This is a genomic window from Actinoplanes sp. GCM10030250 (assembly GCF_042666575.1).
Classification (GTDB): Bacteria; Actinomycetota; Actinomycetes; order Mycobacteriales; family Micromonosporaceae; genus Actinoplanes.
Map to the genome: position 1 here is coordinate 1 of NZ_JBHTDO010000028.1, position 15,506 is coordinate 15,506.

Sequence of the window (15,506 nt, forward strand, 5' to 3'; positions counted from 1 at the left end):
GTCCCGTTCCTTATGCACTCATATCCACCGGACGAGTGTTGCCACCCACCAAAACCCCTTAACTTCGCGGCCTTGCGCGAGGCACCCCTGAGCGCCAGCCGGGCGACCCGGCTTAACCCAGCTGGGCGTCATACGTCATCCCGAGCGGCTCGAACATGACAGTGAAGGGCGCGCTCTTGTCAGCCAGAAACTTGAGCCGTAGGGGTGGTTCCGCTCCGGCGTCGCTCTCCACCCACCGATGACATTGGACGGCCACGACCGCTCCGGACCGCCCCACAGACCTCACAGACCTTGCAGCGACGAAATCAGGGTGGCGATCTCGTCGGGCAACGGTTCCAGCCGTTCGACGGTCTCTCCGGTGTGCCGCTCATAGTGCGGATAGGAACCGCGCAGGCCACGCAGACGAGCAAGCGGGGCAAGGGCAGCAAAAAGCGGCTTCTGTACGGCACGCGGCGGGCTGCTGAACCGGATGGTGTCGTCGAACTCCCGGGCGAGCAGCGCCGCCTGGAGCAGGCCGGGGCGCCCCTTCGCGTCGGTGCGCCCGTCGGTGGCCAGGCCGAACAGGTTGCGGATCATCGCTTCGAACCGTGCGCCCGGCGTGACCTCGACGATGACCCAGGCGGTCTGCTCGCCTACGTTCCACCAGTCGTGGCGGGTGTTCGGCGGGATCACGACGCGGGTGCCGGGCCCGGCTTCGCTCTCGGTGCCGTCGATGCGCATGCCGAGCCGGCCGCGGACGACGGTGAAGGCTTCGGTCGAGTGCGGGTGGACATGTTCTCCGGTGACCGCGGCGCCCGGCTTGGCGTACAGGTCGGCAACGAGGGCGGCCTGGTCGTCGCCGGGGGCACGCCGGATGATGCCACGCTCGCCGGTGACGGGGTTCTCGACGACGGGATAGTTCACGGGAGCTCTCCTTCGTTCGGGTGGGGCCGTGAGAACAGCATCGCGGCGTGGCCGGGCTGACAGCAGACCCGGCCACGCCGTTTTGCGATGGTGCTCAGGAGAGAGGTTTCGGCTCTCCGTACAGGAAGTCGTCCATGACGACCACGTCGCGGCTGGACGTGTCCGAGTTGGTGCTGCTCAGCGGCGCGTCACCGGCGGTCAGGCGCACCTCGGCGACCTGGGCGGTCGTCGTGACGCCGAGGAACGAGAGGCTGTTGGAGGCGGTGGTGCCCTTCGGCACGGCGTTCTGCCAGAGCAGAGCGCCCCATCGGTCGTACAGCTCGATCTTGCTGACGTTGCTCTTGTCCACGTCGCTGAAGACCGCGCCGAAGCCGTTCACCGTCGCCGGCTTGGTCGTGCCCGGCTCGAAGAACTTGATGATCATGCGGTTGGTGCCCACCGGCGTGAACAGTCGCTCGGCGCTGAACGTACCGAAAATGCTCGGGTATTGGCTGTTGACGTTGCCGAATCGAACCGGGGTCCAGGTAGGGTTGTCGCTGTCGGCGCTGACCTGGAACCTGTTCGTCGAGGACGAGAAGACCACGCCGCGCGGCGCGGTGGTGTTGAAGAAGTCGCGGGGCAGGGCGTTCGGTGCGGACTGGGCGTCCGGCGTACCGTCCCAGTTGATCTCCCGGCGCCCGGCGGGCTGGCTGCCCGGCGTGCTGCCGTTGTTGGGCTGGCCGAGCAGCGCCCGGTAGGCGTCCACTGTGGGCTGCAGGCCCGCGGCGTTCGCGGCGGCTCCCTCGATCTTGGTGAAGGACGGGGCCACGGCGGCGGCGGAGGCCGGCGCCGACGCGAGCGGCAGCAGGGCTGCCGGTACGACGGCGGCGGTGACGGCAAGCTTGAGAAGGCGACGGCGGAGCAGTGTGTTGCTGTGCATCAGTGGTTCTCCCTCTGGCTGTGTCCCGGTCCCGTCTCTCGGGCTCCGGACGAATGACCGAAGCCTGCGCCGCGGGTGCGGGGGGCAGCGCGGGGTGCCGCGGGGGGATGTGCGGGGGGCGGTAAGCCGACACTCGCCTTGACCTGCCCGGCAGCTGCTTCGAAGCTGGGACTGCGGTCGATCCCTGGTGGAGCCGGCCATCCTGTCCCGGTAACAGAGAGACGCCATGCTTGCTGCGCCGGTCGCGACGCCACCACGAACCTTCGCCTCGCCCGTACCGCTGACCCGGTTCGTCGGGCGTGAGACGGAGGTGTCCGCACTGCTCAGCCTGCTGAGCCGGACCCGGCTGGTCAGCCTCGTCGGGCCGGGCGGCAGCGGCAAGACCCGGCTCGCCGGGGTGATTCACGACCGGTGGGCCGCCGAATCGGCCGATACCTGGTGGGTGCCGCTGGCCCACCTGAACCGGCCGGCGCAGCTCACCGCGGCGGTGGCCGACGTGCTCGGCGTCGCCGAGGTGCCGGGCCGGTCGCTGCCCGACCTGGTGGCCGCCCGGCTGCGGCACAGCACCGGCCTACTCGTCCTGGACAACTGCGAGCATCTCGTCGCCTCGTGCGCGGCGCTCGCCGGCGACCTGCTGCGGGCCGCCCCCGGCCTGCGGGTGGTCACGACCAGCCGGGAGCCGCTGGCCGTGGCCGGTGAGACGACGTGGCCGGTGCGGGGGCTGTCGCTGTCGGCGGACCTGGCGGCGCCGGCCGCGGCCGACCTGGCCGGCAGCCAGGCGGTTCAGCTCTTCACCGACCGGGCCCGGCTCGTCCAGCCGGCCTTCGCCGTCACCGACGCCAACGCGGCGGACGTCGCCCGGCTCTGCCGCCGGCTCGACGGCATGCCGCTGGTGCTGGAACTGGCGGCGGCGCGCCTGCGGGTGCTGCCGCTGCCGCGGATCATCGAGTGGCTCGACGACGCCATGTCGTTGCTGGTGACGACCAACCGCGACGTTCCGCCGCGGCAGGCGACGCTGCGGGCCACCCTGGACTGGAGCCACGACCTGCTGCCCGCGCCGGAGCGGGAGCTGTTCGCCCGGCTGTCGGTGTTCCGCGGCGGCTTCACCGTCGCCGACGCCACGGCGGTCGCCGGTGCCGGCGCGCCCGCTCTGGAGACTCTGGACCTGCTCACCCGGCTCGTCGACAAGTCGCTGGTCCAGGCGCACACCAACGCCGACGAGGAGCGCTACTCCCTGCTCGAGGTGATCCGGCAGTACGCCGCCGAACGCCTCGGCGACCAGCGCCCCGCCCTGTCGGCGGCGCACGCCCGGTACATGGTGGAGCTGGCCGAGCAGGCGGAGCGCGAACTCGGCACGGCTCAGCAGCGGCCCTGGCTGGACCGTCTGCACGACGACCACGGCAACCTGCGCGCCGCGCTGAGCTGGGCCCGCACCCACGACAGCGGGCTCGGCGTACGGCTCGCCGGCGCCCTGGGCCGGTACTGGCGGTTGAGCGGTCAGTACGCCGAGGGCCGGCAGTGGCTCCAGGCGGCAACGGCGTCCGTGCCCGGCGACCACGCCGCGCCGGGGGAGCTGGCCAAGGCGCTGACCGCCCTGGGCACGCTGGAGTTCCTGCAGTGCGAATACCGGGCGGCCGCCGACCGGCTGCGCCGGGCCCGGGACCTGTACGAAGCCGCTGGTGACGATCGGGGAGTGGCCGCGGCGCTGCAGAGGCTCGGCGGTATCGCCCGGGAACAGGGCCGGTACCCCGAGGCGTGGGCCTGCCACGAGGAGGTCCTCGCGGTGTGGCACCGGCTCGGCGAACCGGTGGGCATGGCGCGCGAGCTGCAGGGGATGGGCTTCACCGCCTGGCTGGAGGGCGACTACGCCAGGTCGGCCGAGCTCTGCGCCGACGCCGTGCGCCGGTTCCGCGAGCTGGGCGACACCGAAGGGGCGGCAGGCGCTCAGATCCACCTGGCCGTGGCGATCTGCCGGGGCGGCGACCCGGACGCCGCACTGCCGCTGCTGTGGGAATGCCTGGCCATCGCCGACGGCGGCGGACTCCTGGAGTCCAGCGCCTGGGTGAACGAGCAGCTCGCGCTGATCGCCGTGGCGCGGGGCGAGCGCACCGAGGCGGCGACGTTGCTGCGCCGCAGTCTCGCCGTGCAGGTGGAACTCGGCGACCGCTGGCGTACGGCCGTCGTCCTCGACGAGTTCGCCGGGATCTGCGCCGACGCCGGTACGGGTGCCCGGCTGCTGGCCGCGGCCGAGCGCCTCCGCAAGGAGATCGGCACCCCGCTGTCACCGGCCGACCGGGCCGCCCACGAGGAGCGGGTCCGGGCGGTGCGTGCGGCGCTGAGCCGGGCGGACTGGGAACGCGCCACCACGGAGGGCCGGGCGCTCACGCTGGAACAGGCGGTCGCCCTCGCCACGGCCGAGCCGGTCGCCCCGGCCGCGCGGCCCCCGCGCTCGGAATTGTCCGTTCGGGCCTTCGGCCGCAGTGCGGTCGACGTGAACGGGCGCACGCTGAGCCTGCAGGACTGGACCTACGCCAAACCGCGCGAGCTGCTGTACTACCTGCTGACCAAGCCGAGCAGCACCAAGGCGGAGATCGGGCTGGCGCTGTGGCCGGAGGCGTCGAACAGCGAACTGCGCAACAGCTTCCACACCTGCCTCAAGGCGCTGCGCAAGGCCGTCGGTGAGGCCGCGACCGTACGCTTCACCGGCGGCACGTATCGGCTGGAACCGATCGGTGCCCTTCACTACGACGTGGCCGAGTTCCAGGCGGCGGCCGGCGACGAGTCAGCCGGCATCGAGGCACTGACCGCCGCCGCGGAGCGCTACCCGGGCGACTTCCTCGCCGACATGCCGGTGGGCGGCTGGGCCGAGTCGCACCGCGCCGAGCTGCGCCGCGAGTACGAGTACGTATTACGCCGCCTCGGCGGCCGGCTCGCCAAACAACAGCGCTTCACCGAGGCAGCCGACGTCTTCGCCCGCCTGGTCGCCCACGACCCGCTGCTGGAGGCCGGGCACCGCGCCCTCATCCGCTGCTACGCCGCCCTCGGCGAACAGGGCCGCGCCCTGCGCCAGTACGACGAACTGGTCCGCCTGCTCGACGTGCACCTCGGCACCCGCCCGGCACCGGAGACCACGGAACTGCACACCCGCCTGCGCGAGCGGCACCGGGCGGCCTGAGCCCGGCGTTCTCCTGCGAGGTGATTCGCCCGGGATCGGGGGTATGGACCCCCGCATGACGCCGGTGAGGGTGGGCCTGTGCGGAGCCGGCATGGCGCTGCCGTCCTATGCGCAGCGCTTCGGGGTGCTGGAGGTGCAGCAGACGTTCTACGAGCCACCCCGCGCGGCGACGCTGCGGCGGTGGCGGGCCGCCGTCCCACCGGCGTTCGAATTCACCATCAAGGCGTGGCAGCTGATCACGCACGAGGCGAGAAGCTCCACGTACCGGCGGCTGCGCACCCCCCTGAGCGCCGAGGAACGCACCGAGGTCGGCGGTTTCCGGTGGACGCCCGTCGTGGCGCGCGCCTGGGAGACCACGCTGAACTGCGCCGCGATCCTGGAAGCGACAGCGATCCTGCTCCAGTGCCCCGCGAGCTTCCGGCCGGCCGAGCCCGCCATCGCCCGGCTGCGCGAGTTCCTCACCCGAGCGCCCCGGCCGGCCGGTGTCCGGCTGCTGTGGGAGCCACGCGGCCCGTGGCCGGACGAGCTGGTCAAGGGCCTGTGCGAGGAACTGGACCTGACCCACGCCGCCGACCCGTTCCTGCGCCCCAGCCTGACACCGACGGCCTATTACCGTCTGCACGGCATCACCGGCGCCCGCCACGTGTACACGGATGCCCAGCTGACCCAGCTCGCCGCCATCGCCGGTGCCGGCCCGGCGTATGTGATGTTCAACAACCTGCCCCGCGCCGCCGACGCGGCGCGGTTCAGCCGGCTGCTGCACCCGGACGCGGGTTCAGAGGGCTGAGCGCAGTGCAGATCCGCTGCTCCCTCGCGCGGCGGCTTGCTCTGTCCCGGCACCTGCTTGCGGCGGGGCTTCCATAGGTAGTTGAGTTACATATATAGTTGATGAATGCGACAGGCGACGTACTTCATCCTGGCTGCGCTCCACAGCGGTCCCCGGCATGGCTACGCGATCATCAAACAGGCTGACGAGCTCTCCCAGGGGCGCGTGCGGCTGGCAACCGGCACCCTCTACACCGCCCTCGACCGGCTGACCGGCGAAGGGCTGGTGCAGGTCGTGAACGAAGAGGTGGTGAACGGTCGAGCGCGGCGCTACTACGACCTCACGCCGGACGGCCGGGCCGCCCTGCACGCCGAGGCCGCCCATCTGGCCGCCGCCGCGCGGGTGGTCACCGACCGGATGTCCACCGCCGTACGGCCCGCGGCGGGCCTCGCGTGAGCCCCCAGGTTCCCCCGGCCGAGCGCCGGTATGTGCGCCTGCTTCGCCTTTACCCGGCGGCCTATCGCCGCAGACGCGGTTCCGAGCTGCTGGAGACGCTGCTGGAAGTGGCTGCCGATCAGGGCCGGAGCCGTCCGTCGGCGCGCGAGACCAGTGCCTTGATCCTGGGTGCACTGCGTGCCCACGCGGGCTACGGCGCCCGCCGAAGCGCTCGTCAGAGTTGGCTGACCGCCTTCCGAACTGCCGCGCTGATGTTGATCGTCTACGCGATGGCCGACGCGGTTGCTCAGATCGGCCACCATGTCGTGTTCCGTGCCTCATTCCCGTACGCGATGGCGGGGGTCGTGGTGCTCAGCGCCGGCGCCCTCGTCGCGGTGCTGCGCCATCGCTACCCGGCAGCGGTCGCCGCGTCCACTGCGGCGTTCCTGCTGCTGGTCAGCATGTGGCCGCTCGTCAGGCCCAGCGACGGCACGTTCTGGCTGCTCCCGCTCGCGGCCGCGGTGCTCCTGCCGCTGGTGCGGCATCGTGGCGAGCCGAGTTCCGGCCTGCTCCGCCATCTCCCGCTGGTGCCGTTGCTGCTGGTCGGCATCGACACGGGGATGAGCACACCGCTCTCCGGCCTCCTGGATGTCCTCGCGCCCGTGGTCGTGTTCGGCATCGGCGGCGCCGGGCTGCTCTGGCTGGCCGTCGACGAGCGGGTGACCATGGCCGTCGGACTGTTCGCCGTCAACGTGCTGCTGATCCAGATGTCCTTCGAGATGGAGGGCGGTTTCGGCGCCTCCGCCCGATCGACCCTGGCAGTCGCGGCCCTGCAGATCGGGGTCGCCGCCGCCGCGCCGGCGCTCCTGCTGGGCGCAGCCACCCTGACCACCCGCTTCCACTCCCGCCTCTGACCGGCTCACACGGAGGTCTCATCTCCCGGATGCGCCGCTCGACGCCTCGAACCAGGCGGGCTGAACACTCGCCTGGTTCACCGGAATCGCAGCCGTGAAACCCTGGCTTTCGCCAGCGACGTCACGTGACGAGCACGGCGGTGAGCATCGAGAGATACGACTCATGGGCCAGCCGCAAGCTGTCCAGGCCGGACGTCTCGAACCACGCCACAGCGTCGTGCTCCTCCGGCGCGGCGTTGACGGGTGTTCCGATCCACCTGTCGACCAACCAGATCTGCATGTCGAACGTCGCGGTCCGGATCTCATGCATCGGCGGCCCGGACGGCTCCGCTGCCGTGATTCCCAACTCCTCCCGAAGCTCGCGGACAAGGCTCGCTTTCGGATCCTCGCCCTGCTCGACATGACCGCCCGGCAGGTCCCACACGTCGGGATAGATACGGCGTCCCGGACTTCGATGACACAGCAACACCCGATCGCCGTCGCGAAGAACGGCCGTCACGATCCGGACCGGCCCGGAGTCGTCAGCGGAGATCGTCATCGGCACAATCTGACCCGAGCGGATCTGCCGCAGGCCCTGCGCACGGGATTCGCCGATGTCATCCTCCGGACGCCACCTTCCGCGTCATGACGGCTGACCCGGCTGGAAGACGGTCAGAATGTTGCCGTCAGGATCTTTCAGCCACGCCACCTGAAGGCCCGTGGTGTCGGCGGAAATGCCATCCGCATCCAGAGTGAACGGCAGATCGTCAGGCCCGAGGAACGGTACGCCCGCCGCGCGCAACCGGCGGACCGTTGCGTGCACGTCGTCCACCCGGAAGCTGGCGACCGGCCAACTGGCGCGACCGGCGTCCGGAACGCCGGGAAGCAGATAGAGCAGTGTCCCGCCGTCCGCCTCGACCACCCAGCCGCCCGGGGTCTCCCGGCCCTGAAGCCCGAGCGCCCCTTCGTAGAAGTCGCGGGCGGGGGCGAGTTCAGTGACAGCGATGACCGGTCCGACATGCATCAGTCGATGATGGCAGTGCGGGGCCTGCCCGGCCAGCCGGGCGACCTCTTCCGCCGCTGCCGCCGCGCCTAGTGCGGTGACCGCATACGTCGCCGGGTTGCCGGCTGCTGCGGCGCGACGGAGAACTGTTGAGCGGCTCACTGCGCGCGGGCTCTCGCGGGCTCTCGCGGGGATGAGCGGGTGGCGCGGGCGGCAGGGCGGCGCAAGCGATGGTGAGCGCGCACGCAACGCGACGGTGCGCTCCACACTCGTCAGGGCAACAACCAGCTCTCACGCAACCTCACCGTGCGCGCCTGCTGCTCCAGCACCCGTCGGGGTGGAGGTCGGTGGCGGTTCGCCTGCGGGCCGGCCCAGGTGCGGCTGATGCCGGCATCCGCGACTGGACCAAGCAAGTTCGCTTCCCACGTACCCACTATCGGCCCGCGATGGCTCCACCCGGGTTCGCTTCATTCTTCTGGCTCGATATCAGCTGTCGCGAGCTGGAAGTGTGAAGCCGAGCTCCGCCGCACTCGTCCGTGTGAGTTTCGCGTATTCCGAATTGAAATGAACAGTCGCCACGTCCTTGAACTCGGCCGGGTCCGCGATGTTATAGATTTCGGCCGGCACGTCCCTGACGATGTAGAGTGTGTGCCCAGGATCAGCGGGTAGAATAACCGTGGTCGTGTCCGCCCCTGCGGAACGGTCTTCCACTTGAGCAGCGACTATTTCCCTCGATTCATTGGTAATAACGAGCAAATTTCTAGCCCTCTTTGCCATGACTCTCTTCCTATCTTGATAGATTCCTGTCTCAGCCTAGGCCGCCGCCCGACATGCTGAACCATGTGGAAAGCCAGCCAGGGCTCGCAGTGTTCTCGACAAGGCAAATATATTGCCAAAGAGTGCCACCATTCGTGTAGGTGACCCGCACCTGGTGGTGGCCCGTCTCGAGTTGCGTGATACCAGAGGGCGTGGGGAAAGTATCGAAAGGCTTCGGTATGGCCATCGCAAACTGCGCGCCCCGATCGACGCCGCCGACCGCTCGCAGGATCCACGTCGACGAGCCATTCGCCAGCCAGAAGTGACCTTCATTGTTGTAAGCCATCTCATAAATCCTGTCTCATTGTTCGCTGTCTTCCGTGCACACAAGACAGCGGGACACCTCTCCTGTTCTGTCATTGGCATCCTGGCACGGCCGCAGGCCTCCGAAAGTCGTACGGGTGACAGCAGCGCAGCGCAAAGCTCACCTCTTTTGCGAATTCCGGCCGGGACATGCGTCGCTCGGCGCGACGCGCCCCGTTTACGGGGGATTTGGAATAATCGAATCGCGCGAGTCCGGTTGGCGCTGACATCCGCCGCCATGGTCCGCTTGTCATGGCATCCGGGGCGCGCTGATGGTGAATGAACGAGCACCGCCCGCCGGTATAGCTCGCCCACGTCACGGGACCCGCAGCCATGAACATCAAATCCGGCAATCGCCGAACCGGACGGGGTGGCCCTCGATGACGTCGTCGGGGCTGAGCGGGAAGCCGCTATCCTGCCGCGTGTGACCAATCCGATGATGCCGAACGATCCGCGGTGGCTCGGTGACTATGAGCTGCTCGGTCGTCTTGGCGAGGGCGGCATGGGCACCGTCTTTCTTGGACGTTCGCCGGATGGCCGGCTGGTGGCGGTCAAGATGTTGCGGGCCGAGCACGCCTGGGACACCGAGTTCCGGGGGCGCTTCCGCAGCGAGGTCAACCGGGCCCGCGAGGTGCCCGGCTTCTGCACGGCGGCGGTGCTCGATGCCGACCCGGATCACGAGACGCCGTATCTGGTGGTCGAGTATGTCGACGGGCCGAGTCTCTCCGAGGTGATCCGGGATCGGGGGCCGCTGGACGGCGGCACGCTGCACAGCGTGGCGGTGGGGGTGGCAACGGCGCTGGCGGCGATCCACGGCGTCGGGGTCATCCACCGGGACCTGAAGCCGCAGAACGTGCTGTTCTCGCTGGGTACGCCCAAGGTGATCGACTTCGGGATCGCGCGGGCGCTCGAGGTGACCAGCCGGCATACCCGGACCGACCAGATGGTCGGCACGGTGTCGTACATGGCGCCGGAGCGGTTCGATAGCGACTCGGATCGCACGGTAGGGCCGGCGGCGGACGTGTTCGCGTGGGGTGTGGTGGTGGCTTACGCGGCGACCGGGCGCACCCCGTTCCGGGCGGATTCGCCGGCCGCCACGGCGGCTCGCATTCTGACCCAGCCGCCCGACCTGACCGGGCTCGGCGGGCCGTTACGTGACCTGGTGTGCCGCACGCTGGCCAAGGATCCGGCCGAGCGGCCGACCGCTCATCAGCTTCTCGACCTGCTGCTGGAGGCGGAGACCGGTGGGGCGCTCGCCCAGCGGCCGGAGCTGCTCATGGCCGCCGAGGCGGCACAGCACACGGGCCGGGTGCGGCCCTCCGGCGTACGCGAGCCGGCCGCGCCCGTTCACCGGCGGGTGAAAAGCCTGGTGGCCGTGGCCGCGGCGGCGACCGTCGTGTGCGCCGGCATCGGGTTCGCGTTGTCGCGCCACCAACTGGATGAGGCGCTGGCGTCGTTCGATCCCAGCGGATCGCCGTCGGCGTCACTGCCCGTGGCACCGGCCGCACCCCAGTCGGCGGTGACCGGTTCGGGCAACCCCCGGATCCAAGGGCCGGGGGTGTCCGACCATCTCGACCGGCGCGGCCTGTGGAAGGCCGACCGGACTTCCGGCAGTGCCGCCGGATGGTGCACCTTCGACCAGCGGATGCTGGCGACGACCCACATGTCCACCCTCTACCAGTGCAAGGGGCCGAAGGACTCGTTCGCCGGCGACCAGACGATCGCGGCCGACGTCGGCATCGTCACCAAGGGTGCCTGCGCGGTGATCTGGTTCCGGCTGGTCGACAAGCACGGTTACGTAGCCTCGTTCTGCGAGAACGAGATCCGGCTGGGAATCGACGAGAGCTCGGGGAACGGGTTCAACTCGGAGCAGCGGGTCACCGTGAGCGCGTTCCAGGCCGGGCAGACCCACCGGATCGGCATCACCGTGCACGACAGCACGGCCCAGGTGACGGTCGACGGCGCGCCCGCTCTGAGCATGCCGGTCACCGACCCGCAGCTCGTCGCGGGCCGGGTCGTACTCGGGGCGCTCAACGAAGCGTCCGAGGGGGACGCCACGGTGGCCTTCGCGAACGTCGATCTCCGGTCGCCGGTGGTGGATCCGCCGGCGGACTTCACCGATCCGGCGACCGGCTCCAGCCAGTCGATGGTGGAGCTCCACTCGTACGATCCGGTCGCGCACTCCGCGGTGGTCCAGCCGGTGCTCGTGATGGCCAGTGCGGACTACTGCAAGCAGTTCAAGATCGACCCGGACGACATCAAGTGCAGCGACCCGTTCCAGATCGTCGAGAGCCACACGAAGGTGACGATCCCGGTCCGGTCCGCGCCGAAGCTGACGTCATGGGTGAACGCCGGTGGCGGAGACGGCATCGTCTCGGTGCGCGCCGGCGCCGGTCGCTCCATCTCCGCGGCCAAGTTCACCAAGTGGCTGGCGGGGAAGCCGGGTGGCCTGGTCGCGGTCGCCACCGCCAACGGCGAGGTCACCACGCTGACCAAGATCGACAACTTCTGAGCCGCTCGCGCAGCGGTTTCCCCGGCAGCGCTTCGGCAACTTGGCTGACCACCCCTCCTGGCACGTCGACGTCTCCCGGATAGCTGCCCGTAGGCGAGCGAGCCGTTCCTCGTACAGATGCCGGCTCGTCGCTTGATGTGTGTGCAACGGCAGCAGCCTGCGTGCGGCGGACGAGTCGAAACGCTGCCAGAGCACGCCTGCGCCCGCCGGACCGGGTTTCAGCTGTGACGTGGCGCCGGTTGACAGCGGCGCCCTTAGCGTAGTCCACTATTCAATAGAGCTTCACTCTATCGACTGAACATCAGGGGACAGCTATGCCGTACGGCGTCGTTCAAGACATGCCAGGAGTCAGCGAGCAGGAATACCGGCAGGTGGAGAAGCACCTCGGCCCGGACCGGCCCCCGGGACTGCTGGCCCACGTGGCCGGACCGTCCGGCGAGGGCTGGCGGATCATCAACGTCTGGGCCGACGAGGCCGCGTTCCGCAGGTTCCAGTCGGAGCGCCTGGTCCGGGCCGCGGGCCTGGCCGCCCAGGAGGACGGCTTCGACCCGGCGAAGGCCGCCTCGTTCCGGTCAGCCACCGTCGACGGCGCCGAGATGCCGTTCTGATGGCCGACACCGCCACCCTGCGTGCCCGCAACGCCGACTTCTGGGCCCGGACGGCTCCCGGGTGGATCCATCAGGCCGACCGGCACGACGAGATTGGCCGTCCGCTCGGCGCCGCGGCACTCGATTGGCTGCGACCCCAGCCCGGCGAACGGGTGCTGGACGTCGGCTGCGGGTGTGGCGGCACGACCGCCGAGATCGCGCGGGCCGTCGCACCGGAGGGCAGCGCGATCGGTCTCGACCTCGCCGAGGCGATGGTGGCGAAGGCGCGCGACCGTTTCACCGGGCCGGGGGGAGGGGGACCGCGGTTCGTCGCCGGTGACATCGAGACGCTCGATACCGTTCCCGGGGCGCCGTTCGACGCCGTCTACTCCCGGATGACCTTGATGCTGCTCGCCGATCCGGTCGCCGGCCTCACCGCGGTCCGGCGTTCGATGCGCGCCGGCGCCCGGCTGGCCGCCACGACGTTCCGCGACGGCCGGGTCAATCCGTGGTTGCCGGCGGCGATGCTGGGCGCGGCGGCACACCTCGGACCGTTGCCGCCGCTTCCGATCGGCGACGAGCCAGGACCCTTCGCGTTCGCCGACGCGACCCGGGTGACCGATCTTTTCACCGCCGCGGGTTTCACCACCATCAACATTCAGGCGTACGACGTAGTGCTCGACGCACCGGACGACCCGGAAGCGGTCACCGAATGGCTGATTGAGATCGGCCCCGCCGGTGCTGCGTACCGGGACGCCGAGCTCACCACCCAGGGGTACGCCCGAGCCGGGGCGGCACGCTTGCTCGAACGTTTCCGCACAGCCGGCACCGGCTACCGGCTGCCGGCCGGACTTTGGCTGATCACCGCTCACTCCGGCGGGACCAGCACACCATGACCGCTCGCCGGCACCTCGCGGCGTTGCTCACGATCGACACCGGCCTGGCCGGCGACGACACCGCCGCCGGCAGGTTGCTCTGCGGCATTCCAGGTGCAGCCTGCCTGCCGTGACGCTCTGTCAATCCTCAGTCGTTCGATGACGACCGCGCCGGACGCCGGTGCCCGCATCGATACGACGACCAACAAGAACGAGGCATGATGACCAGACCGTTTTTGTTCACTCTGTCGATCGCTGTGCTGCTGGCCGTGGCCGGATGCGGCGGCACCGATGCGGCCACCTCGGCCGGCGACGGAGCAGCACCGGCGAACGGCAATCCACCCGCGGAGGCGGGCGGCTCCTACGAGGCGAAGGACGTCTGCGCCTACCTGGAGGGCGAGATCCCCGCGCTGAAGGAGATCGGCAGCCCGGTGGGGCGGCACGCCAACCTGGCCGGCAACCTGGCCACCTTCTTCGAGTCCCACGGCAAGCCGGAGAACGGCGCGGTACTGGACGCGGCTACGAAGGCGGAATGCCCCGCTGTCCGTACCGAGGTGCTCACCTTGATCGACGTGGACAGCTTCAGCTCTTTCTAGCCCGGACGGCGCCGCGGGCCCATCCGCGCGCCAGCAGCTTCAGGAGGGTTCGTGTCCGCTGTTCACACCTCATCATCATCATCGGCGAGAAGGCGGCGGCCTCGGCTCGTCCCGGCCGGACTTGCCCTGGCGGCCGGACTTGCCCTGGCGGCCGTGAGCGGCTGCGGCCCGGCCGGCGCCCGAAACGACAAAACCCAGCCGGTAGCCGCCGACGCCGGCCAGGCCGATGCCAGCCAGGACGCCGCCGGTCAGGCCGATGCCGGTCAAACCGACGCCGGCCAGGACGCCGCCGAAGCCGGGCCGGCTGACGTTGGCCAGGACGCCGCCGAGGCCGGCTCGCAGGAGAGCGCCGGCGACGACCCCGCGGGTGACACCGCACCCACGAGTTCGCCGGCGCTGAGCCTCCAGCCGACGCCATCCACGACGAAGAAACGCACCCTGCCGCCCGGAGCAGTGGTGACCGCCCAGCCCATCGTGCCGCGAATCGAGTACTTCCGGGTCAAGCGGAAGCCCGAGTGCCGGTCGGTCAAGGACGGCGCCGTCACCGAGGGCGCACCGGCGATCCTCGAATGGAAGGTCACCGGCGCCGACAAGATCCAACTCAGCGTCGACGGCCCGGGCCTCTACGCCGAGTACGGCCCCGCGGGATCGGACTCCCTGCCCTTCCCGTGCGAGGCCGCTCCCGGCACCTACCAATCACACACCTACACGCTGACCGCGTTCGGCCTCGGCCGTAACAAGGACCGCACCCTGGTCGTCAAGGCTCTGGCCGGCTAGATCCTTTTCGCAGCGGGGCACTCACGCCCAGCCGGACCTGGGCCGGCCCGCAGGCGAACCTCCACCCTGACGGGTGCCTGGACCAGTAGGCGCGCACGGTGAGGTTGTGTGAGAGCTGGTTGTTGCCCCGGCGTGGGTAGAAGCGCACGGTCGGGTTGCGGGCGTCTGGCGCCCATGTGTTCACGGGCGGGTGCTTCCCGCCGCCGCGGCCGGAACGGCGGGGATCGCCGACTGCGGATCGTGGCCGGCGAACGCGAGCCCGATGACGAATCCGGCCACCTCCTCCAACTGCCGGGCGCGATCAAGCCCGCCAAGGACGGCGGGAACGCCGCCGAGATCGCGGACCAGCGAACCCACGAGTTCGAGTGCCTGTGGGTCGTCCCCGCACATCGCAACCGTCGGCGGTGAAGAGTCCGGCGCCGCCCACAGCGACGACGGGAACAGGTGGAGCGCCTTGACCACGTGAGCGCCGGGGGCGTGGTCGGCGACGTGGTGCGCGATCGCACGCCCGGGTTGCGTCCGCAGTACCCCGATGCCGTGCTCGACCGCGTTCGTCGGGTCGATGAGCGGTTTGCCGGCGAGCGACCCGGCAGGTGCGCCGGCTGCCTCGAGGATGTCAGCGACACCCGCCCAGTGGACGCTGAGCAGGATGGCGTCGGCGTCCGTACCGACCTGGGGGAGGGGCCGGGCCCGGGCGCCGGATGCTGCGGCCGCAAGTTCCGCGCGTTCGGGTGAGCGACCGCCGATGGTGACCTGATGTCCGGCACGGGTCCAGGCGGCAGCGAGCGCTGTGGCGAGGGTTCCGGTGCCGAGAATGCCGATACGCATGACGCCGGACCCTAGGAGGTCCGATACGCACCACCGGGTGTGTATCGGCCGTGTCACGATGACCGGATGTCTCGCGATACCGCTGGTGCTTGCCTGGATCTGGTGGCGGATTGCCGGG

General features: G+C 70.2%; 16 protein-coding genes. 9 read left to right on the forward strand and 7 right to left on the reverse strand.

All coding sequences use genetic code 11. The features are described 5' to 3' along the window. Nucleotides 1-282: 282 nt before the first annotated feature. Both ACFQV6_RS30060 and ACFQV6_RS30065 read right to left on the reverse strand, forming a co-directional pair. Nucleotides 283-903 (reverse strand): cupin domain-containing protein, encoded by a 621-nt coding sequence (locus ACFQV6_RS30060; RefSeq protein ID WP_378030990.1) that lies wholly within the window; start codon nt 901-903, stop codon nt 283-285. Between the two features lie 94 nt (nt 904-997). Then, the gene (locus tag ACFQV6_RS30065; protein ID WP_378030991.1) at nt 998-1,822 is read right to left on the reverse strand and encodes a hypothetical protein; all 825 of its coding nucleotides are present in this window, start codon (nt 1,820-1,822) and stop codon (nt 998-1,000) included. Nucleotides 1,823-2,048: 226 nt separating this feature from the next. On the opposite strand from ACFQV6_RS30065, the gene ACFQV6_RS30070 reads away from it, so the two are divergent. The 4 genes from ACFQV6_RS30070 to ACFQV6_RS30085 all read left to right on the forward strand — a co-directional run bounded on the left by ACFQV6_RS30070 (nt 2,049) and on the right by ACFQV6_RS30085 (nt 7,112). Then, nucleotides 2,049-4,997 carry a BTAD domain-containing putative transcriptional regulator gene (locus ACFQV6_RS30070; protein ID WP_378030992.1) on the forward strand — a complete coding sequence of 983 codons (2,949 nt, stop codon included), beginning with the start codon at nt 2,049-2,051 and terminating at the stop codon, nt 4,995-4,997. A 55-nt stretch (nt 4,998-5,052) separates the two neighbouring features. Next, nucleotides 5,053-5,784 (forward strand): DUF72 domain-containing protein, encoded by a 732-nt coding sequence (locus ACFQV6_RS30075; RefSeq protein WP_378030993.1) that lies wholly within the window; start codon nt 5,053-5,055, stop codon nt 5,782-5,784. A 105-nt stretch (nt 5,785-5,889) separates the two neighbouring features. Then, nucleotides 5,890-6,219: a PadR family transcriptional regulator gene (locus ACFQV6_RS30080; protein WP_378030994.1), complete on the forward strand. Its 330-nt coding sequence runs from the start codon at nt 5,890-5,892 to the stop codon at nt 6,217-6,219. Next, on the forward strand, nt 6,216-7,112 hold the full coding sequence (locus ACFQV6_RS30085) for a hypothetical protein (RefSeq protein WP_378030995.1): 897 nt from the start codon (nt 6,216-6,218) through the stop codon (nt 7,110-7,112). Before ACFQV6_RS30080 ends, ACFQV6_RS30085 begins: the two co-directional genes overlap by 4 nt. A 121-nt stretch (nt 7,113-7,233) precedes the next feature. Here the strand turns inward: ACFQV6_RS30085 and ACFQV6_RS30090 are convergent, their stop codons facing one another. From ACFQV6_RS30090 to ACFQV6_RS30105, 4 genes are all read right to left on the reverse strand, one after another. Then, a complete protein-coding gene (locus ACFQV6_RS30090; RefSeq protein ID WP_378030996.1) occupies nt 7,234-7,650 on the reverse strand; it encodes an NUDIX domain-containing protein in 417 nt (138 codons plus the stop codon). A gap of 84 nt (nt 7,651-7,734) precedes the next feature. Beyond that, entirely contained in the window at nt 7,735-8,115 is a 381-nt protein-coding gene (locus tag ACFQV6_RS30095; protein ID WP_378030997.1) for a VOC family protein, read from the reverse strand. A 465-nt stretch (nt 8,116-8,580) separates the two neighbouring features. Further along, nucleotides 8,581-8,871: a hypothetical protein gene (locus ACFQV6_RS30100; protein ID WP_378030998.1), complete on the reverse strand. Its 291-nt coding sequence runs from the start codon at nt 8,869-8,871 to the stop codon at nt 8,581-8,583. Between the two features lie 31 nt (nt 8,872-8,902). Next, the gene (locus ACFQV6_RS30105) at nt 8,903-9,196 is read right to left on the reverse strand and encodes a hypothetical protein (RefSeq protein WP_378030999.1); all 294 of its coding nucleotides are present in this window, start codon (nt 9,194-9,196) and stop codon (nt 8,903-8,905) included. A 441-nt stretch (nt 9,197-9,637) separates the two neighbouring features. On the opposite strand from ACFQV6_RS30105, the gene ACFQV6_RS30110 reads away from it, so the two are divergent. From ACFQV6_RS30110 to ACFQV6_RS30130, 5 genes are all read left to right on the forward strand, one after another. Then, nucleotides 9,638-11,725 carry a serine/threonine protein kinase gene (locus tag ACFQV6_RS30110; RefSeq protein ID WP_378031000.1) on the forward strand — a complete coding sequence of 696 codons (2,088 nt, stop codon included), beginning with the start codon at nt 9,638-9,640 and terminating at the stop codon, nt 11,723-11,725. A 338-nt stretch (nt 11,726-12,063) separates the two neighbouring features. Continuing rightward, nucleotides 12,064-12,333: a hypothetical protein gene (locus ACFQV6_RS30115; protein ID WP_378031001.1), complete on the forward strand. Its 270-nt coding sequence runs from the start codon at nt 12,064-12,066 to the stop codon at nt 12,331-12,333. Continuing rightward, nucleotides 12,333-13,208 (forward strand): class I SAM-dependent methyltransferase, encoded by an 876-nt coding sequence (locus tag ACFQV6_RS30120; RefSeq protein WP_378031002.1) that lies wholly within the window; start codon nt 12,333-12,335, stop codon nt 13,206-13,208. The genes ACFQV6_RS30115 and ACFQV6_RS30120 overlap by 1 nt, the downstream gene beginning before the upstream one ends. Before the next feature lie 200 nt (nt 13,209-13,408). Further along, complete coding sequence (locus tag ACFQV6_RS30125) at nt 13,409-13,783, forward strand: hypothetical protein (protein WP_378031003.1); 375 nt, start codon at nt 13,409-13,411, stop codon at nt 13,781-13,783. 153 nt (nt 13,784-13,936) lie between these two features. Beyond that, on the forward strand, nt 13,937-14,560 hold the full coding sequence (locus ACFQV6_RS30130) for a hypothetical protein (RefSeq protein ID WP_378031004.1): 624 nt from the start codon (nt 13,937-13,939) through the stop codon (nt 14,558-14,560). Nucleotides 14,561-14,740: 180 nt separating this feature from the next. Here ACFQV6_RS30130 and ACFQV6_RS30135 read toward each other — a convergent pair whose 3' ends face one another. Continuing rightward, complete coding sequence (locus ACFQV6_RS30135) at nt 14,741-15,388, reverse strand: NADPH-dependent F420 reductase (protein WP_378031005.1); 648 nt, start codon at nt 15,386-15,388, stop codon at nt 14,741-14,743. Nucleotides 15,389-15,506: the final 118 nt, after the last annotated feature.